The following is a 17544-nucleotide window of genomic DNA, read 5'->3' as shown; positions in this document are numbered from 1 at the left end:
TACGCAAGACGGCCGGTCCGATCGACCTCAGGCCGAAACCTGCAGCGGGTGAACAAACTTCCGCGCGATCGTCATGTAACAATCCGCGGTGTCGTGCAGCGTGTAGCCGGCCAGCTGCCGGTTCGCGCGCGGCGTGTCGAGCGCGTGCAACAACGCGCGGCCGTAGGCTTCGGCGTCGGTCGTATCGACCAGGCTGACGCCGGCGAACGCGCTCGCAAAACCGAACGAGGGAATCCGGCTCGCCACGACTGGAATGCCCGACGCAAGCGCCTCGAGAAAACCAATGCTCTGTGCTTCGAAACGCGACGGCATCGCGAAGACCCGCGAGGCGCGCAGAATCGCGGCGACGTCGGAACGCGGCCCGCCCACCGTCACCCTGTTTTCCAGGCCGAGCTGACGAACCAGCGACAGCACCGCCCGGTGATAGTCGAGATCTTCGACGACGCCGCACAACAGCAGACGCGCCTCCGGCTCCGATTGCAGCACGCGTTCGAATGCGCGGATCGTGTCCAGCTGGCTCTTGCCTTCGATATAGCGGCCGAGCTGGACGATCTGCTTCGGGTGCATGCCGATGTCCGGCGCGGCGACATCGTTGCCTTCCGAGAACAATTGCGCATCCACGCCATTCGGAATCACGACCATGGAGGGATGCCGGCCAATCTCCCGAAGGTAGTCGTCGATATTCTGCTGCGACACGCCGATGATGGCTCTCGCCCGCCGTGAGAGCAGGCGTTCGGCCCGCTTGAGCGCGCCGTTCTCGAAATCGTTGACGCCGGAATGCATGACCCACGCAATCGGCGTATGGACCGGCAGAAGGCGCACGTACAGCGCGGCAAGCGTGGCATGAGCGACGATGAAATCGGGCCGGAACCGCCGCACCACGCGATACAGGTGCAGCAGCTTTCCCACCCTGCCGTAGCGAACCTCGGGAAACAGACACGTGACGCCGGCTGCCTGAAGTTCTGCATGAATGGCGGCGAAATCCTCCTGCTCCGGGAGCAGCGATGTCATGCAGACCTCATGGCCACCGCGCTGATGATGAATGGCCAATCCCTTTACGAGTACTTCCGCCCCGGACAAACGCGGTGCATGAACCAGTTGAAGAATCCTCACGATCTATCTCTCTGGATAACCGCCTTTTTTGCGCAGCGGAGGGATGCCGCCCCCGTTATTGCAGACGCAAAATAACGCCGGCATCCAACATCGTGGTTGGGGCGTTCCGCTTTTCGGAGCGCATCAATGCTTTCGTAAAACAGCGACAGTTCCGCTGCGAAGTCCATGTCGCGAAGAAACCTTACACCCAAGGTCCAGCACTTTTACGCCAACCCTAAGAGCTTTTCGGCTGACCAATGAGCGCTAACGCCCATTTCTCAGTCGATTGATCTCGCTGGATAGTTAGGCATCCGTTTCAAATTTTTACGACCCTAATTCGATGTGGCGGATAAATACTAGTCTTGCCTGACAGATATGTTCGTACGAACAAAGCAATTAGTACTGCATTAATGTTCATACGTAACGACTCGTTACGTCTTTTAAGCATACTAATGCGTATCGTTGCGGTCGATTCTTCCCAAACTGAGTTGTTCCAGCCTACGGACAGTAAAAAATTCGTCCGCTCGCGCCATGACTTCACGTGCTGCGATTTGAATCGCGCTACTCCTCAATAGGCTGGCCGTTTTCGTCGTACTTTCCCCGGTCGTCCGATTCCGCCAAAACCCGCTCATGTCAGCGGTGCGGTTTCGTATGACAAACGCTTCTTTGCACAGAAGCGCTTCGGAGCCGGTATCCCGGGAAGGCATCACCCTCGCGCAGTCACGACGCTGCGCACTCAGGACGCCAGTGTCGAAGCCTCGGTCATCGGCTGGCTTGCAAATGAACCCCGCTGTTCGCTCGACCTCCCCAACGCGCTTTGCGCGAGGACGTAGACGCCGATCAGCTAACGCATTGCTTACAGATTGATGAAATCACGACTACTCCTACTCTCGACACTCTCTCTCGCACTCGCCGGATGCGGCGGCGGTGGCGGCGGCAGTAACGGCGCCGCCAGCACCGCGGCAGCGCAGTCCGGCGGCACCAGCGGTTCAAGCAGTTCGGCCAGCACCTCTGCCGCCGGCAACGCCAGCACCGGCACCGCTGCATTGAGCGCCACGGGCGCCACCGCGGCGATGAGCTGCGCCTCGCCGACCACGTCGGGCGGCTCGGGCAGCGCAACGATCTCGGCCGATACGCCGAGCGCCGACGGCACGCGCATCTTCGCGTCCGGCAGCACCTTCCAGCTCGTCTTCAACACCAACGCGCCGAGCGCGGACACGCTGAACTGGGCCGTCACCGACACGCTCGGCCGCGTCGCCGCGAGCGGCAGCACCGCCGTGCCGAGCGGCGCGAAAACTATCACGTTCGATTGCACCTCGACACTTGCCGGCTATTTCGCGGCGACGGGCACGCTGGCCAAGAACGGCGGACAGTTGCCGCAAGCCGGCACGCGTCCGGTCGGCATCGCCAGCTTCGGCGTGACGCCGAACCTGTCCGGCGTCGTCCCGGCCGTGACGTATGCGCGCCAGGAGCAGCATCGCTTCGGCATGCAGGGCGCGAACGACAACGGTCCGCTGCTCGCCGCACTGGGCATTTCGTCGACCATCGACGATCGCCAGCTCTCCAGCACGGAACCGAACGGACCGAACACGTTCAACCCGTCGGCGAATAATCTCGACTCGTTCTACAAGAGCGGCAACGTGATGCGCCTGATCCGCCTCGACGGCATTCCCGCGTGGGCGAGCAGCACCGGCGCCTTCCAGGACGACACGAGGCTGCCGACCGACATGTCGTACTACCAGAGCTATATGAGCCGTGTCGGCACGGAATCGAACGCGATTCGCGCCGCGTACTTCCCGACCCAGTCGGCGAACTATTATCAGGTGACGTGGGAACCGAACCAGATGTGGACCGACACCGACGCCAACTTTGTCGCGTTGTACCAGGCGGCCTACCAGGGCATTCATTCGACCGACCCGCACGCGATGGTGATGGGCCCGGCCGATGCCTTTCCGAGCCTGACCACTTCGCACCTGAAGCGCCTCGCGTCGCTCGGCTTCGGCCAATACATCGACGCGGTCGCCACGCATGGTTACTACGACGCGGGCACGTCGCCGTCGCATCCGCCTGAGCGCTACGACAGCGACCCGTCCACCGCCGACGGTTCATTGCGCGGCCAGATGCGCAACCTGCGCGCGGAAATGGCCACCGACTATCGGACCGGCATGCATCTATTCTCGACGGAAGCGGGCATCAGCTACGACCTCGGCACGTCGTACGGTCCGAACTATCCGACCGCGAACGTGTTGTACGCACAAGCGGCGGTCGCGGCGCGCATGCACATCATCACGCTCGGCGAAGGCGCGGATCAGACCTACGTGTTCTACGGCGCGGACTATCCGGATGAAGTCGGCTACGGCACCTTCTTCGACCTGAGCGATGCGCAAGGCGCGTACGGCGCGACCAATATCAGTCCGAAGCCGGTCGCCATGGCGATCAGCGCGATGACGCACACGCTCGATGGCACCACCACCCTCGGTCCGGTGAACGGCACGCCTACCGGCGTCTACGCCTACGCGTTCCAGCAAGTGGGCAACGGCGCGGTCGTCACCGCCTTGTGGGCGCACAACAATAACGTGTGGAGCGCGAGCGCGGGCTTCAGCTCGACCTATAGCGTTGCGTACAGCCTCAACGTCGACGCGCCGGGCACGAGCGGCACCGTGAAGGTGGTCGACATGATGGGCAACGCAACCAATGCGAACTACAGCAATGGTGTGCTGACGCTCAATCTGACCGAATCGCCGGTGTATGTGGTGTCGAACAATGCATCGGTCGCCAAGGCCAACGCGACGACGCCGGTGGGTTACGCCGCTATGTAAGACGCGCGTTTGACAGACCCGGATTCGGGTACTCGGCGGACATGAAAACGTCAGCCGGCTCATGGGCCGGCTGACGTTCTTTTTTTGACCGTTCGAAACAGGCACTGCAAGGTCGGTATCGAACGAGCCACGATGTCGCAGGATCGCACCAATACCTTGAGATTTGTCTTATAGCTAAGCAAGTTTGGGCTGCCTACAATCCACTATTCCTTTAAACGGTCGATAGGCCAGTAATCTCAGCGGGCGAGGTAAGACGTGAGCAACACCTACCAGATGAACTACAGAAATCCGATCGCTGAAAGCTGGAATCACAACATTCCCCTCTCCACACCTGAAGCAGCCGAAGACGTATCGTCGATGCTCGAACGGTTGAAAGCCGAATCGAATTCACTGGAGTCGTATTTCACCGAACTCGAGAGCGAACTCAAGCGCGTCCATCTCAAGCGAAAGATTGTGGGCAAAAAACTGGGCGTGCTCTCGGAACTCGTCAAGGATGTCGACGCGCTGCATGCGGAGCCCGCAGTAGCGGTGCAGACCGTGGCTGCCGTGCCTGAGATCGCGGCCGTTGCCGAAACCGCTTCGCGACGCTCGCGCAAGAAACAGATATTCGCCGTCGCGTCGATTATTCTCGTGGCGCTGGCAATCGCTTTCATCGCACTGGAAAAAACCGGCCAGATTTCTTGCGTAAGTTGCACGCCGGCCAGGCTGCTGGGCCTGATGTAAGTTTCGCTGCGACCCAAGCCAGGCAAGCGTCTGGAAAACAGAAACCCCAACATAAAGTGCTAAAACAGGCGCACACTAGCGTATTGCTCGTATGTAGAGCAAAAACCGCCAATTGGGGAGTCCATCATGGCAAAAGGTCAAATGCGCAGTAACCGCGAAGTCAAGAAACCGAAGCAGGCGAAGAAACCCCAACCCGCCACTTCGCCATCCGGCGCGCCGCCGATCCGCGTAGCACCGAGCGTGTCAGCAACGCAGAAGAAGCACTAAAGCAAGCAAGCCCGCCACACACCGGCGGGCATTCTCGTCAGCGAATTACTTCGAAATATCCTCCAGCGCCACGTCCCGTGTCTTCGGCCCGAGCATTCCAATGGCCAGCATCACCACTGCCATCGCTCCGGAAATAAACACGAACACGCCGTCCACGCCGAAGCGGCTCAAACATCCCGCGATCACGAACGCGGAGAACATCGCCGAAATCCGGCTCCACGAATAAACGAATCCCACGGCCCGCGCCCGGATACTGGTCGGAAACAACTCGGCCTGATACGCGTGATAGCTATACGAAATAATATTTCCCGCTAGCACGAGACACACGCCCAGGCTCACCAGCAAGACCGTCTCGCGCGCCTGGCTGAACGCCAGGCCGCACACTACGTTCACCGCCGCCATGCAGACGATCACCGTCTTACGCTCGAAACGGTCGGCAATCAGCAGTCCCAGCAATGGCCCGAGCGGCGCGGCAATCGCGATGATGCTCGCGTACATCAGACTCGTCGTCACCGTAATGCCCTGTTTGATCAGCAAGGTCGGAATCCAGTTCGCGAAGCCGTAATACCCCATCGTCTGAAATACGTGAAAGACGATCAGCATCAACGTGCGCCTGCGATACGGGGGCACCAGCAGATCGCGAAAGGCCGCCCGTGCGCGCACCGGTTCGGGCAACGCCGGTTCCGGCAGCGGTCGTCCGTATTCACGCTCGACGCGTGCTTCCAGCCGCGTCATGATCGCGTCCGCTTCGTCGATCCTGCCTTTCTGCGCGAGCCAACGCGGGCTCTCCGGCAAACGCAGACGAATCCACCACACCACGATCGCGCCGACCACGCCGGTCAGCACGACCAGACGCCAGCCATCCATACCGAAGTAACGATGCGGCACCAGCAGATACGAGAGAAACGCGACAATCGGCACCGCGCAAAACCCGACTGCCTGCGCACATGCCGACGCCCGGCCGCGCACATGCTTCGGCACGAGTTCGGAGATGTACGTGCCGATCGTGACGATCTCCACGCCAATGCCGATTCCCGCGATGAAACGCCACAGATTGAGCCCAAGCGCCGTATCCTGAAACGCCATGATGATGTTGGCCGCCGTGTACCAGAGCAGCGACCAGGTGAAGATCGCTCGACGTCCGAAACGATCGGCGAGAAACCCGCACGCGGCCGTGCCGATGAACAGACCCGCGAACAACGCCGCAATGAAACTCGCCACACCGCTCGTGCCGAACAATCCGTGCGTCGTCGCGGTGAGAATGCCGCTGCGCACGAGTCCCGGGGCGATATAACCGGAGAACATCAGGTCGTACAGTTCGAAGAAGAGCCCGAGGCTCAGCAGCATCACCAGCTTCCAGATCGAACGCGTGGCCGGCAGGCGGTCGAGCCGCGCGGAAATGCGCGCGCCGTCCCGCGCGATTTCGTCGGCAAGGCCATTCGCGGATGCGCCCGCGCCGGAGGGCAATCCGCCGAGCGCGCCGGCATCGCCGACCGCCGTTGCATACACCGCTTGATTCGACGACTTCATCGTCTGTCTCCTTGGTCCGGTCTCGCGCCGGATGAGATTGATTTCACTAAGTTCGATGCTGGGCACAGCGCTCAGGCAGCGGCTTCACGCGGCATCTGATTCGAGCCGCCGTTCAGCGCCACGATCTGCGCTTCGTCGTAGCCCAGATCGCGTAGCACTTGCGCGGTGTGCTCGCCAATCTTCGCGATCGGTTGACGCGGTTGCAGACGTGCACCGTCGAGTGAAATCGGCAGCAGTGGCATGGCGGTTTCGCTGCCGTCGTCGAGCGTCAGGCGAGCGAGACCGCCGCTCTCGTTCAGATGCGGATCGTCGAACAGCTCTTCCGGCTTCGTGATCGATGCGAACGGAATGTGGTCGCGCTCGAACTGCGGCACCAATGCCGCGCCTTCGAACTGCCGCAGCGTTTCGCCGAGCGTCCGCAGCAGCCATTCGCGCGCCTGCACGCGGTCGTTGTTGGTGGTGAGGCGCGGGTCGGCCAGCAGATCCGCGCGGCCGAGAATCGCACACAGCGCCCGCCACTGACCGTCGCCGGTCGCGGCGATAAACATCTGCTCTTCGTTGGCGAGCGTGAACACGTCGTACACGGCCCATGCGCTGATGCGCTCGGGCATCGGCGCGGCGGGCACGCCGGTCGCGGCGAACTGCTGCATGTGCTGCGCAGAGAGCAGCACGCAGTTCTCGAACAGCGCGCTCTGCACTTCCTTGCCGCGGCCGCTCGCGTGCCGTTCATGCAAGGCGGCGAGCACGCCGATCGCGCCGAACATGCCGCCCATGATGTCGTTGACCGAACTGCCCGCGCGTAGCGGACGGCCCACCGGTCCTGTCATATAGGCGAGGCCGGCCATCATCTGCACGACTTCGTCGAGCGCCAGACGGTGTTCGTATGGACCGTTCAGGAAGCCTTTGTGCGAGACGTAGATGAGCTTCGGATTGCGCTCGCGCAGCGAGGCGTAATCGAGACCGAGGCTCGCCATGCGGCCGGGCTTGAAGTTCTCGACGAACACATCGGCGGTATCGACCAGCTTGTGCAGCGCGGCCAGTCCCGCTTCGCTATCGAGGTCGAGCGCCACGCTTTTCTTGTTGCGATTGAAGGTGCGGAAAAAGCCCGCGCCGGTGCCGAGCAAACGACGCGTGCCGTCGCCTCGCGGCGGTTCGACCTTGATCACTTCGGCGCCGAGGTCGCCGAGAATCATCCCGCAGGTCGGGCCCATCACCATATGCGACAACTCGACCACGCGAATGCCCGCGAGCGGCAGCGCGGCAGACTGCGGCTGCGGCGTCGAAGACAAAGAAGAAGGAGAAGAAAGCGGATTCATTGCAGTACCTGCGAGTCGGAGGATTCGAAACGTTGACGGGCGGCGCTGAACTGTTTGGGCAAGCCGGCGCGCGCCAGATAGCCGTACAGCGGTTCGCCGGGCAAAGCGTCGGCGAGCACGACGCGCGACGCGAGCAGACGGTCGAGGTCAATGCCGGTCTCATAGCCCATGCTGTCGAGCATGAACACGAGGTCTTCGGTGTTGACGTTGCCTGTCGCGCCCGGCGCATGCGGACAGCCACCGAGCCCGGCGAGCGACGCGTCGAATTCGCGAATGCCGTGTTGCAGCGCGACCAGCGTGTTGGCGAGACCGAGACCGCGCGTGTCGTGGAAATGCAGCGAGCGCAGCTTGCCGCCCACGACGTCGCGCACCAGTTCGATGATCTCGCCGACCTGGCGCGGCGTCGCTTCGCCGGTGGTGTCGCCGAGCGCGATCACATCGGCGCCCGCTTGCGCCGCGGCGCGGGCGATCGCGGCGATATCCGCGTACGGCACCGCCCCTTGCAGCGTGCAACCGAACACCGTCGACAAGCCTGCGATCAATTCGACGCGCCGCGCGCCCGCTTTGGACGCGCCGTCGATCAACTCGCGCATCGCCGCGAAGGCCTCGATCATCTCGGCCGGCGTCTTCCGGACGTTCGCGAGGCTATGCGCGGTGCTCACCGAAATCGGCGCGACGATCCGGTGCACGCCGGATTCGAGCGCACGCTGCGCACCTTTCACGTTTGGCACCAGCGCCGTCACGATCAGATCGTCGTAGGCGAGCGCGTGGGCGATGACTTCGTCGGCATCGGCCATCTGCGGCAGCAGCTTCGCCGGCACGAACGAGGCGACTTCCATATGGCGCACGCCGGCGGCATAGGCGGCGTCGATCCAGCGCCGTTTGAACTCGGTGGGCATCGTGCGGGCGATGCTTTGCAGACCGTCTCGCATACCGACTTCGGTCACGACGACGCGCTCCTGGATGTCACTCATGGTCTTGAATCCCGGTCTTGAATGCCGCGGAGAATGCGGGGAGATGAAGCAACTGAGTGACAGCGTGCCCGCGCATCGGCGTGCGCGAAAGTCTGCGTTGGCGACGCACTCCATCGCCGCTCGCGATGGCGGCTCAGGCAGGCGGGACGGGCGTGAGCCGTCGCAAAGGGGAAACCCTTAAGGGCTTTTCAGAGGGCCTTGATGCGCGGACGCCGCTGGGTCCACGGGCTTCGGCTCACACCGCGTTCAACAGATGATCGAGCAGATGCGACGCCGCGAGCGTCAGTGCCTCGCGGTCGCGCATGCAAATCACGAAGCGCCGTTCGGCCCAGGCTTCGCGCAAGGGCACGGCGATGATGCCGTATTCGTCGGCGGCATGGCGGGGCAGCGCTTCGCGCGGCAGGATCGCCACCGCGAGACCGGCCTGGATGAAACGATAGGCGGCGTCGAACGTCGACACGTAGGTGCGATAGTTGAGTTCGTGGCCCTTCTCCACCGCGATGCGCTGCATCAGCGCGTTCACCGATGCATTCGACGAGAGTCCGAGGTGGTCGAACGCCAGCGTCTGCTCGAAGCTGATCGCGGCCTCGCCCGCGAGCGGATGATTGCGCGGCACGATCAGCGCGAGATGATCGGAGCGATAGGGCACGACGTCGAGACTGCCCAGCGGCACCGCGTCGCGGCAAATGCCGAGATCGGCGACGCCCTCCTCCAGCCCTCGCACGATCTCCGCGCTCACGCGCTCTTCGACGTCCACGCGAATTCGCGGGTTCGCTTTCAGAAACGCCGAGAGCGCCTCAGGCAGAAACTCGACCATCGACGACACGTTCGCCAGCACGCGCACATGACCGCGTGCGCCGGCTGCGTATTCGCTGAGTTCGGCCTGCAGGCGTTCGTGGCCGCGCATGATGAGCCGCGCATGCCGCAGCAGCGCCTCACCCGCGGCGGTCGCGCGCACGCCGCGCTGGCTGCGCGACAGCAACGCGACGTCGACCAGCGCCTCGAGATCGGCGAGCCGCTTGCTGACCGCAGACGGCGCGATGAACTCGCGTTCGGCCGCTCGCGCGATCGTGCCTTCCTCGCAGACGGCAATGAACAAGCGCAAGGTCACCTGATCGATCTGCCACATGAGCGGGCGTGCTCCCACGGTTTGAAGTGGGAAAATTATGCCCGACGATGACGGCGGCCGAGGCCATCCCAGGGTATCCACCGCGGGAGTTGCCTGGGGTGCCTGGGTTGCCGGGTTCGCTTAAGTTGCCCGGTTCGCTCAGGATGCCGGGATCGTTTCAGCCGAGCCGGCACATGGGTCACTTGGCCATGCAGCCGCTTAGACCACCCGCGTCGCTTCAACCTGCAATCCCATCCGCACTTGCCCGGCATTTCCGGTCTGGCTATCCTGAGGGCCTTGCCGGCCGCGAACCTTTGCGCAGCGAGCGAATCGCGGCACGAACCAGAACAATCAACCAGAGATAGCCATGTCAACCACCAGTCTCTTCCTCACCGCCGCGGGCGTCGGCCTCGCGATTGCCGCGCCGGTCGGCCCGATGGGTATGCTGTGCATCCGCCGCACGCTGACCGGCGGTCCGCAGGCCGGGCTTGCCATCGGTTTCGGCATCGCAACCGGCGATGCCGCCTATGGTCTGATCGCGGCGCTCGGCCTCGTCAGCATCTCGCAATTCATGCTCGCGTACGACCGGCCCTTGCATCTGCTGGCCGGGTTGTTCCTGTTGTATCTGGGTGTGCGCACGCTGCTGCAAAAAGCGCCCGCCGATGCGTCGAACGGCAACGGCGAAGGCAACGGCAAACTCGCGCAAGTGGGCCGCGCCGGTGCACTGCGCGCGTACGCGAGTTCCTTGCTGCTCACGCTGACCAATCCGCAAACGGTCATCATGTTTGCCGCGCTGTTCACCACGCTCGCCCCACGCGGCGCGTTTTCATCGAGCGTTGCGCTGACCACGGTAGGCGGCGTGTTTTGCGGCTCGATCGCGTGGTGGTGTTTTCTCGTGACCGTGGTGTCGCTCGCGCGCCATGCGATTGGCAGCAAACTGCGCGTGGCCATCGACCGGATTGTCGGGTTCACGCTGGCGGCGTTCGGCGTCGTGGAAATTCGCCGGGCGGTTTGAGCGGCGACAACACATCGCCGTACGCCTGCGCCGAAAGCCACGAGCCGCGAGCCGCGAGCCGGCCCGACGCGCCAACGCTGATCGACCGTACGCGCATCCCTTCATACGCAAACGCAGCGGTTTTGCGACAATAGCGGCTTTCGCCGCGCCGCGGCGGCCCTCCCGCCGCCCTCCATCGACTGTCGAAGGCCGGCGCGCCGGCCTTGCCGCCTATAACCCGTCCAACCCACCCGACCGTCAGCGGTCCGCTCAATGGCACTTCCCCACATCGATCTGCTGTACTCCGTCTCCGGCCTGTTTGTCGGCTTTCTGGTCGGATTGACGGGCGTCGGCGGCGGCTCGCTGATGACGCCGATCCTCGTCCTGCTGTTCAACGTGCATCCGGCCACCGCGGTCGGTACCGACCTGCTGTACGCGGCGGCGACCAAGGCGACCGGCACGCTGGTGCACGGCCTGAAAGGCTCCGTCGACTGGCAGGTCACGCTGCGCCTCGCCGCCGGCAGCGTGCCGGCGGCCACCATCACGCTGATCCTGCTGCATCGTTATGGGATGGACACGCCCGGCGCCAGCCGATTGATCCAGGTCGTGCTTGGCGTGGCATTGCTGGTGACGGCGGTGGCGCTGGTGTTTCGTCCGCAACTCGCGGCACTCGGCGCGCGCAAACTGCGCACGCCAAGTCAGGGACGCACGCTCGCGCTCACCATGCTGACCGGCGCGGTGCTCGGCGTGCTGGTGTCGCTGACTTCGGTCGGGGCGGGCGCGATCGGCGTGACGGTGTTGCTGCTGCTCTATCCGCTGCTGCCCACCACGCGCATCGTCGGCTCGGACATCGCGCACGCGGTGCCGCTCACCCTGCTGGCGGGCGCGGGCCATTGGCTGCTGGGTTCGGTCGACTGGTCGATGCTGCTGTCGTTGCTGGTGGGGTCGCTGCCGGGCATCGCGATCGGCAGCTATCTGTCCTCGCGCGCGCCGGACGCGCTGCTGCGCAACCTGCTCGCCGCCACACTCACGCTGGTGGGCGTGCGCCTGGTACTGGCCTGAAACCGGCTGACGCCGAAACGAGCAAATCGACGCGCGGCAATGCGAAAGTCCCGCGGCTACTTGAAGAACCGGCAGGTCAGATCGGACTCGAACTGCCGGATCCATTGACCGTGACGATCGTGATAGGACTGCGCCCAGCCGCCGCGCCGCACGGTGACGAGACGCTCGTGCGCCACATCGCCCGGATCCGCGCAGGCACTGATGTCGAAATGGGCCGGCGCGAAACCGTGTCGCGCGCACACCAGTTCGAAAGCCGCCCGATCGCCGATGGGTAGATCGGTATAACGCAAAAGCGGGGTTTCCATGGCGTTTGACTCCGGTTCCCAACGCCTCACAGTACGCTCTGAAGTGCGTCGGCAGTGTGTCACAGCGCACAGACGGACCGCGGCCGTGCCGCCGTTCAGTTCGAAACGGCTAAGCCCTATCATCGCCGCTTCAATAATCGCCAGATAAAATAAAAAAAGGCTCCGGTTTTTTTGCCGGAACCCTGGTGCACGCCTGCCTCACACTGGCGCATGACGGCGTGAGCCGTCCGCGCCAGTTGCCGCAGTCTGCTTACTGCTGCACAACGGTCAGCTTGTTCGACACCGACGTCACGCCGGCGACGCCCTTGGCAGCCTGGCCGGCAGCGTCGATCTGGCCTTGGTCAGGCACCGAACCCGTCAGCGTCACCGCGCCGCCACGAGCACGCACGGCGATGTTCGACACGTCGACACCTTGTGTCTTGGCCAGCGCGCTACGCACCTTGCGGCCCAGCTGGCTGTTCGCCTTCTTGGTCGACTTGGCGCTCGCAGCGGGCGCGGCCATCGTGCCGGTTGCCGTTGCGTCGCTTGCCTGAGCGTACACATTGCACGCCACCACCATTGCCACAACCGAACCCAGCGTTTTCAGAAAACCGACCGATTTCATAGCTTTTCTTCTCCTTTGCTTCACATTGGACCGCATCTACAAGCGGCTTCGTTACGACTTCCGGCGGCCATGCCAGGCGCGCGCGACAAGGCGCGGCCGGCAAACGGCCGACTATGGCAGTAACACGATGTGCGAGAGGCGAGAGAGGCCGATTGCCGTTGCCGCCCGCGATGACGGGGCATGCAGTGCGGTACGAAAACCGGCGAGCCGCGAGGTCCGCCGACGCGCCCGGTTCTTGTGTGTCGTGCCGGGTCGCGCCGCGCAAACATCCGTTCGCGGCAGCGATGCACAATTTAATCTAGCCGGGCCAGAAGCGCAAAGGGTTTAGACGGGTTTAGTCATACTCGAGACGCTTAAGATGCGAATCGCGTCAGGCGCGCAGGCTGTCACGCCACGTTCACGATTTGTTACGGGTTTGTCGGCGCTGCCGGCCGCCACGCGTTCCGCCGGGCGGTGAATCTCAGGTACCATCGGCGCGACGCGCGCTGCCGCGCGGCTTGCGCGCCGCCAGAGCGCCGCCCCTGTTCACTTACGACCGTAGCCGTCACGTCATCCGATGAAGCCAGCCACCGGCCGCAAAAGCCCTCCCCGTCTCGTCGCCCGTTTCGTCGCGATCTCCTGGCGCGATCTCGCTGTCTCGTTCGGGCCAATCCTGCTGATCGCCGCCGTCGCGATCTGGGTCGCCGTGCGGCTGATCCAGCCCGCGCCGCCCAGCACACTGACCATCAGCGCCGGCCCCGAAGGCAGCACCTTCTGGACCGCGGCGCAAAAGTACAAAGAGATCCTGGCGCGCAACCGCATCACGCTGAAGGTGCTACCGTCGGAAGGCTCATTGCAGAATCTCAAGCGGCTGTCGGACCCGACGTCGAACGTCGATGTCGCCTTCGTGCAGGACGGCGTCGCGCCCGGCCCGGCGGCTGACGGACTGATGTCGCTCGGCAGCGTGGCCTATGTGCCGCTCGCGATCTTCTATCACGGACCGACCGTCACGCGGCTTTCCGAGTTCAAAGGCGAGCGGCTCGCGGTCGGCGCCGAAGGCAGCGGCACGCGCGAACTGGCGCTCGCGCTGCTCAAGGCCAATGGCATCGTGCCGGGCGGCGCGACCAAACTGCTGCCGCTCTCCGGCGACGACGCCGCCGAGGCACTCGTCTCCGGCAAGGTCGACGCAGCCTTCCTCGCCGGCGATTCGGCGCAACCCGCGGTGATGGGCAAGCTGTACCGCACGCCGAACGTGCAGTTCTACGATTTCTCGCAGGCCGACGCCTACACGCGCCGGTTTCCCTACCTGACGCAACTCGAAATGCCGATGGGCGCGTTCGACCTCGGCAAGAACCTGCCATCCGCGCCGATTCACATGGTGGCGCCGACCGCCGAGCTGGTGGCGCGCGACTCGCTGCATCCCGCGCTTTCCGATCTGCTGATCGAAGCGGCCCGCGAGGTGCACGGCAAGGCGAACATCATGCAGCGCGCCGGCGAATTCCCCGCGCCGCGCGCGCACGATTTCCCGATCAGCGACGACGCCGCCCGCTACTACAAGTCAGGCAAGAGCTTCCTCTACCGCATCCTGCCGTTCTGGCTCGCGAGTCTCGCCGACCGGCTGCTGGTGGTCGTAGTGCCGCTGATCGTGTTGCTGGTGCCGGCCTTGCGCCTCGTGCCCTCGCTCTATGCATGGCGGGTGAAGTCGCGCATTTACCGCTGGTACGGCGCGCTGATCGCGATCGAGCGCAGCGCGCTCAGCGATCATTCGCCGAGCGAGCGTGCCTCGCTGATCGAGCGGCTCGACGCGATCGAGGAATCCGTCAACGGTCTGAAGATGCCGCTTGCCTATGCGGATCAGTTCTACGTGCTGCGCGAGCATATCGGCTTCGTTCGCCAGCGGCTCATGCAAGCTCGTGACGCCCAGCGCGACGACGCCGCCAACGCAGCGGAAAGCACGCAGAATGATTCGGACGAGCGGGGTGCGGAGCCCACGCCGCCCGCCGCGAACGAAGCGGCCGAAATCGGCGAAACGCGCGACGGCAGCGACGAAGGCAACGCCAAACCATATTGACGGGTGCAAGCCGCGGCTGCACCGCGTAAGATCATTACAATTCCGACGGTGCAGCAGACGCGCCGTGCGGAACAGGCAATTCGGGAGACATTTATGACCGTTGGCATCGACGCCAGGCAACCGCTGTGGTTTTACGACTTTGTCTCGCCGTTTACCTACCTGTTGCTGGAGCAACACGACAAATGGCCGGGCTTCGACTTCGTGTTCACGCCGGTGGTCCTGAACGATCTGTATCGTCACTGGGGACAGCGGCCGGCTTATGGGGTGCCCTCGAAACGCACCTTCCTGTACCGGCACGCGCTGTTTCGCGCGGAGCAACTCGGCATTCCGTACAAGATGCCGCCGGCGCATCCCTTCGATTCCATGAAGCCGTTGCTGCTCGCCACCGCGGCGAAGGGCGACGTCAACTTCGTGCGCGAGATCTTTCGTTTCATCTGGCGTGAAGGCCGCGATCCGTCCACCGAAGCAGCCTTTGCCGAGTTGTGCGACCGCGTCGGCATGCCCGACGGTCCGGAGATTATCAAAAGCGCAGCGGTGCTCGAACAATTGCAGCGCAATACGGCGGATGCGATCGGCCTAGGCGTCTACGGCGTGCCGACCTTCTTTCTGAACGATCAATTGTTCTGGGGTGAGGACGCGTTGCCCATGGTGCTGTACTGCGCGCGCACGCCGAACTGGCTCGAATCGAAAGAAGTCAAACGGATCAGTTCGCTGCCGTCGGGGCTCGCGGACATTCAAACGTAGGCGATACGTCAACGTAAAGCGGACAAAACGCGCAAGGCACGGCGCTTATGTGGCTCGCTGATGTGACTCGCTTGCGCGGCTTTGTCTCGACAAAACAGCCCTGCTGATGCCGGCCATACCGTGCCCGCTATGCCGCTACACCGCAAACGGGCCTAAGGTTATGACCTTCGCGCCGTGCGCGTTGGCGCTGCGCGCTTGCGAGGTTCCCGCGGGTGGCTGCGTGCGGCGCCTCACCGGATCCGATTCGTTTGCCCCGCCTTGCTTAAACCATGGACGACACCGCCGCTTCCCTCGATATCTGGCTCGTGCGCGTGCTGCGCACGCTGCTGGTCGAGCGCAGCGTCACGCAGACCGCATTGCGTCTGAATCAGACCCAGCCTGCCATCAGCACCGCGCTGCGCAAACTGCGCGAAACGCTGAACGACCCCATCCTCGTGCGCGGCAAGTCAGGCATGGTGCCGACCGAATATGGCGAATCGCTGCTGGCTTCCGCCCAACGCGTGCTGCGCGAAGTGGACTTCGTCGCGACGCCGCACGGCGACTTCGATCCCGGCCGCTCGCGCCGCACGTTTCGCGTGGCCGCGCCGGACTATCTGAACGACTTCTTCATGCCGACGGTGATCGCGCAGTTTCGCGAGGCGGCGCCGCATGCGCGGCTCGAGATCGGTTCGCTCAGCCCTTTGCTCGATTATTCCGCCGCGCTAGACGCCGGCGAACTCGATCTCGTGATCGGCAACTGGCCGAAGCCCGAGCCGCGTTTCGAGCGCAGCGATCTGTTCTCCGACACCGTGGTGTGCATGATGCGCGCCGATCATCCGTTGACGCGCATGCCGTTGACGCGCGAAGCGTATCTCACCGCGCCGCATCTCGCGCCAACGCCGTATAGCGGCGCGAGCGGCGGCGCCATCGACATCGGCTTCGCACGGGCGCGCGCCGAGCGCCGCATCGTCGCCACGCTGCCCTACTTCGGGCTGGTGCCGCAGACGTTGCTGCAATCCGATCTGATCTTTACGACGACGCGCCGCTTCGCGATGCACTACGCGGATATGTTGCCGCTCGCCGTGGTCGACGTGCCGATTCCGTTTCCGCGCATCAAGTGCTATCAGTTGTGGCATCCGCAGCCGGACCGGCCGAGCGATGTCGGCTGGCTGCGCACGCTCATGTCTCAAGTGTCGGATACGCTGGTCGCGCGGAAGGTGCGGCGTGCGAAGCGGGCGCCCAAAAAAGAAACGTCAGCCGCAACGGGCTGACGTTTTTGAGTTTGCAGTTCGAAGGACGCCGGTCGAGCGCCTCATTCTGATCCGATCTATTGCTCAGACATCAGACACTCGCGCAGAGCCGCCGCGTCGCGGGGTTGCGCCACGACCTGCCGCGTGCGAATCTGCAGCAACTCCGCGCACACCGCCACGGCGATCGCCGAAGGCGCCTTGTCGACGATGCCGGCCACGCCGATCGGACACGTCATCTCCACCAGCCGGTCCAGATCCACGCCACGCTCGAGCAGACGACGCTCGAATTTCACGCGCTTCGTCTTCGAACCGATCATGCCGAAGTAGGTGAAATCGCGCCGCCGCATGATGCGAGCGGCGAGCGAGAAATCGAGCGCGTGGTTATGCGTCATGACGAGAAAGTAGGCGCCCGGCGGCGCGGTATCGACGATCGCGTCCGGCGTGTCGGTCGCTTCGACTTGCACGTTGGCGGGCGTTTCGTCCGGGAACAGTTCGTCACGCTCGTCAACCCACTGGACGACGCACGGCAAGCTGCCGAGCAGCTTGATGAGCGCATGCCCGACGTGCCCCGCGCCGAACAGCACGATATGCATCGGCGCCGGACGCGGCATCTGCACGGCGCTGCGTCGGCCGATCTGAACGGATGAAAAATCGTTCATGGCGATCATTCCAGTGAGTGTGTTGTTCACGTGCTTCTTTCCCGGCTCATTGCTGCGCTACGGCCACG

The 17544-nt window shown here is 63.8% G+C and carries 18 protein-coding genes; 9 read left to right on the top strand and 9 right to left on the bottom strand.

Features of this window, described 5'->3' with window-relative positions; all coding sequences use genetic code 11:
• Nucleotides 1-27: 27 nt before the first annotated feature.
• The gene (locus B0G80_RS19525; protein WP_258878970.1) at nucleotides 28-1098 is read right to left on the bottom strand and encodes a glycosyltransferase family 4 protein; all 1071 of its coding nucleotides are present in this window, start codon (nucleotides 1096-1098) and stop codon (nucleotides 28-30) included.
• Here B0G80_RS19525 and B0G80_RS46915 point away from each other — a divergent pair.
• Nucleotides 1021-1188, top strand: coding sequence for a hypothetical protein (locus tag B0G80_RS46915; RefSeq protein ID WP_258878979.1), 168 nt, complete (start codon nucleotides 1021-1023; stop codon nucleotides 1186-1188). The genes B0G80_RS19525 and B0G80_RS46915 overlap by 78 nt on opposite strands.
• Before the next feature lie 760 nt (nucleotides 1189-1948).
• On the opposite strand, the gene B0G80_RS46910 is transcribed toward B0G80_RS46915, so the two are convergent.
• Entirely contained in the window at nucleotides 1949-2395 is a 447-nt protein-coding gene (locus B0G80_RS46910) for a hypothetical protein (protein ID WP_258878912.1), read from the bottom strand.
• Between B0G80_RS46910 and B0G80_RS19520 the strand changes: the two genes are divergently transcribed.
• The 3 genes from B0G80_RS19520 to B0G80_RS45920 all read left to right on the top strand — a co-directional run bounded on the left by B0G80_RS19520 (nucleotide 2370) and on the right by B0G80_RS45920 (nucleotide 4901).
• Nucleotides 2370-3911: a hypothetical protein gene (locus tag B0G80_RS19520; RefSeq protein WP_258193586.1), complete on the top strand. Its 1542-nt coding sequence runs from the start codon at nucleotides 2370-2372 to the stop codon at nucleotides 3909-3911. The two genes, B0G80_RS46910 and B0G80_RS19520, sit on opposite strands and share 26 nt — an antisense overlap.
• A 255-nt stretch (nucleotides 3912-4166) precedes the next feature.
• The gene (locus B0G80_RS19515; RefSeq protein WP_116119056.1) at nucleotides 4167-4634 is read left to right on the top strand and encodes a hypothetical protein; all 468 of its coding nucleotides are present in this window, start codon (nucleotides 4167-4169) and stop codon (nucleotides 4632-4634) included.
• A gap of 126 nt (nucleotides 4635-4760) precedes the next feature.
• The gene (locus B0G80_RS45920; RefSeq protein WP_166679071.1) at nucleotides 4761-4901 is read left to right on the top strand and encodes a hypothetical protein; all 141 of its coding nucleotides are present in this window, start codon (nucleotides 4761-4763) and stop codon (nucleotides 4899-4901) included.
• Nucleotides 4902-4946: 45 nt separating this feature from the next.
• Here the strand turns inward: B0G80_RS45920 and B0G80_RS19510 are convergent, their stop codons facing one another.
• The 4 genes from B0G80_RS19510 to B0G80_RS19495 form a co-directional block, all read right to left on the bottom strand.
• Nucleotides 4947-6431 (bottom strand): MFS transporter, encoded by a 1485-nt coding sequence (locus B0G80_RS19510; RefSeq protein WP_106284436.1) that lies wholly within the window; start codon nucleotides 6429-6431, stop codon nucleotides 4947-4949.
• 71 nt (nucleotides 6432-6502) lie between these two features.
• Nucleotides 6503-7747: a CaiB/BaiF CoA-transferase family protein gene (locus tag B0G80_RS19505; RefSeq protein ID WP_116119055.1), complete on the bottom strand. Its 1245-nt coding sequence runs from the start codon at nucleotides 7745-7747 to the stop codon at nucleotides 6503-6505.
• Nucleotides 7744-8721, bottom strand: a complete 978-nt coding sequence (locus B0G80_RS19500) for a hydroxymethylglutaryl-CoA lyase (RefSeq protein WP_116119054.1) — start codon at nucleotides 8719-8721, stop codon at nucleotides 7744-7746. Before B0G80_RS19500 ends, B0G80_RS19505 begins: the two co-directional genes overlap by 4 nt.
• Before the next feature lie 235 nt (nucleotides 8722-8956).
• Nucleotides 8957-9850 carry a LysR family transcriptional regulator gene (locus B0G80_RS19495; RefSeq protein WP_116119053.1) on the bottom strand — a complete coding sequence of 298 codons (894 nt, stop codon included), beginning with the start codon at nucleotides 9848-9850 and terminating at the stop codon, nucleotides 8957-8959.
• 346 nt (nucleotides 9851-10196) lie between these two features.
• On the opposite strand from B0G80_RS19495, the gene B0G80_RS19490 reads away from it, so the two are divergent.
• Both B0G80_RS19490 and B0G80_RS19485 read left to right on the top strand, forming a co-directional pair.
• A complete protein-coding gene (locus B0G80_RS19490) occupies nucleotides 10197-10844 on the top strand; it encodes a LysE family translocator (protein WP_116119052.1) in 648 nt (215 codons plus the stop codon).
• 252 nt (nucleotides 10845-11096) lie between these two features.
• Nucleotides 11097-11885 (top strand): sulfite exporter TauE/SafE family protein, encoded by a 789-nt coding sequence (locus tag B0G80_RS19485; RefSeq protein ID WP_116119051.1) that lies wholly within the window; start codon nucleotides 11097-11099, stop codon nucleotides 11883-11885.
• Between the two features lie 56 nt (nucleotides 11886-11941).
• Here the strand turns inward: B0G80_RS19485 and B0G80_RS19480 are convergent, their stop codons facing one another.
• Complete coding sequence (locus B0G80_RS19480) at nucleotides 11942-12190, bottom strand: hypothetical protein (protein ID WP_116119050.1); 249 nt, start codon at nucleotides 12188-12190, stop codon at nucleotides 11942-11944.
• A gap of 250 nt (nucleotides 12191-12440) precedes the next feature.
• A complete protein-coding gene (locus tag B0G80_RS19475) occupies nucleotides 12441-12794 on the bottom strand; it encodes a BON domain-containing protein (protein ID WP_106284445.1) in 354 nt (117 codons plus the stop codon).
• A 556-nt stretch (nucleotides 12795-13350) separates the two neighbouring features.
• Between B0G80_RS19475 and B0G80_RS19470 the strand changes: the two genes are divergently transcribed.
• From B0G80_RS19470 to B0G80_RS19460, 3 genes are all read left to right on the top strand, one after another.
• Nucleotides 13351-14844 carry a TAXI family TRAP transporter solute-binding subunit gene (locus B0G80_RS19470; RefSeq protein WP_116119049.1) on the top strand — a complete coding sequence of 498 codons (1494 nt, stop codon included), beginning with the start codon at nucleotides 13351-13353 and terminating at the stop codon, nucleotides 14842-14844.
• A gap of 93 nt (nucleotides 14845-14937) precedes the next feature.
• The gene (locus B0G80_RS19465; RefSeq protein WP_116119772.1) at nucleotides 14938-15588 is read left to right on the top strand and encodes a 2-hydroxychromene-2-carboxylate isomerase; all 651 of its coding nucleotides are present in this window, start codon (nucleotides 14938-14940) and stop codon (nucleotides 15586-15588) included.
• A gap of 269 nt (nucleotides 15589-15857) precedes the next feature.
• A complete protein-coding gene (locus B0G80_RS19460) occupies nucleotides 15858-16838 on the top strand; it encodes a LysR substrate-binding domain-containing protein (RefSeq protein ID WP_116119048.1) in 981 nt (326 codons plus the stop codon).
• Between the two features lie 56 nt (nucleotides 16839-16894).
• Here B0G80_RS19460 and xdhC read toward each other — a convergent pair whose 3' ends face one another.
• Entirely contained in the window at nucleotides 16895-17476 is a 582-nt protein-coding gene (xdhC, locus tag B0G80_RS19455; protein ID WP_258878911.1) for a xanthine dehydrogenase accessory protein XdhC, read from the bottom strand.
• Nucleotides 17477-17544 lie beyond the last annotated feature (68 nt).

It is taken from the genome of Paraburkholderia sp. BL6669N2, from assembly GCF_003387275.1.
Taxonomy (GTDB): Bacteria; Pseudomonadota; Gammaproteobacteria; order Burkholderiales; family Burkholderiaceae; genus Paraburkholderia.
Note: the sequence above shows the minus strand (reverse complement) of the source record. Positions and strands in the feature narration are given on the sequence as shown.